The sequence below is a fragment of the Acinetobacter sp. YH01004 genome (assembly GCF_013420455.1).
In the GTDB taxonomy this organism is placed as follows: domain Bacteria; phylum Pseudomonadota; class Gammaproteobacteria; order Pseudomonadales; family Moraxellaceae; genus Acinetobacter; species Acinetobacter towneri.
The window spans coordinates 1-1311 of the sequence record NZ_VOXZ01000042.1 but is presented as its reverse complement, the minus strand read 5'-3'; the positions used below and the strand labels follow the sequence as shown (position 1 = coordinate 1311).

Annotated in this window: 1 protein-coding gene; it reads right to left on the bottom strand. The window is 39.7% G+C overall.

Going from position 1 to position 1311, the window contains the following annotated elements:
• Positions 1-45: 45 nt before the first annotated feature.
• Positions 46-1268, bottom strand: a protein-coding gene (locus FTT71_RS13190; RefSeq protein ID WP_180062504.1) for an IS3 family transposase whose coding sequence is annotated in 2 segments (ribosomal slippage) — positions 46-932 and positions 932-1268 — 1224 coding nt in all. Because the reading frame shifts where the segments join, the coding sequence is not laid out codon by codon here.
• Positions 1269-1311 lie beyond the last annotated feature (43 nt).

Below are 1311 nucleotides of genomic sequence, written 5' to 3'. Positions count from 1 at the left end.
TGTCTTGTCCTGAAATAGATTGACAGTATTCCACTTCAAACCGAGTTAAGCAATTAGCTCGGTTTTAGTTTGCTCATACATCTGATTCGGGGTGTTCATATTTAAACTTAAATGTGGTCTATAGCAATTATAAATCATGATAGATTCCGCAATTAAGTGATCTAACTCCTTCATGGTTTGACATCGCGTGGTTAAAAACTCCTGCTTTAATATTCCATTAATCCGCTCTGCTAATGCATTCTGGTAACAGTCTCCTCCATCTGTCATAGAAGGACATACCCCATAATGGCGTAATGCCGATTGATATAGTTCAGAGCAATACTGAGAGCCTCTGTCTGAATGGTGAATCATCCTGGCTGCCCGATCTGTCACATGCTGCATCGCCATATGTAGTGCCTGCACAACATTCTCTGCACGCATATCATTCGATAACTTATAACCTTTAATCTGGCGGGTATAAGCATCTGTCACTAAGGATAAATAATGTACGCCTTCAGCACTCTCAACATAGGTAATATCACTGACAAAGACTTCATTGGCTTGCACCGCTGAATAATCCTTTAATAAATTTGGATGCTTCTTCATCCAATGCTTGCTATCCGTAGTTTTTGTATAACGACGCTTGGGGCGAATCAATAAATTATTTTCTTTCAATATTTTAAATAACTGATCCCGTCCACACTTTAAACCACGCTGCAACAATTTGCCTTTAATAAGCCAATACAGCTTACGTGTTCCGATACTTGGCATGAGACAGCGATACTCCATAACCAACTCGAGTATTTGTTCTGTTACTTGTGCAGTCATTTGAGCACGTTTTTCTGCTTGATAATAAGCTTGTCGAGTGATTCCTAACCACTGACAATAACGTGAAACGCTTAGTCTTCTTTGGCTTTGCCAATCTTTGAAACGTGCTCGGTATACTTTTTTCCAAGATCAGTCCCACACTCTTTATCAATGTGATAAATCACATCCTGTATAAATTCAGTTTTGAGCTTTTCTGCGGCTAACTGTTTTTCTAATTGGCGGATTCGTTGTTGGGGTGTCAATTGGCGTTTAGAAGAAGTCGGCATATTCGAAGTCCAATCCTGTTGTCCGTGCTTGCGTAACCATACCAGCACAGTTGATCTTCCTTGAATACCATATTTTGCCTGAGCTTGTTTATAAGTAATTTGCCCTTTTTCTACTTCATGTACCACCATCATTTTAAAGGCGAAGCTATAATCACGTTGTGTGCGCTTAACTCGTTGTTCTCGTGCATGTTCCATAAAATAAGTCTCTTAAGGTGTAAACTTATTTCAGGACGGGACA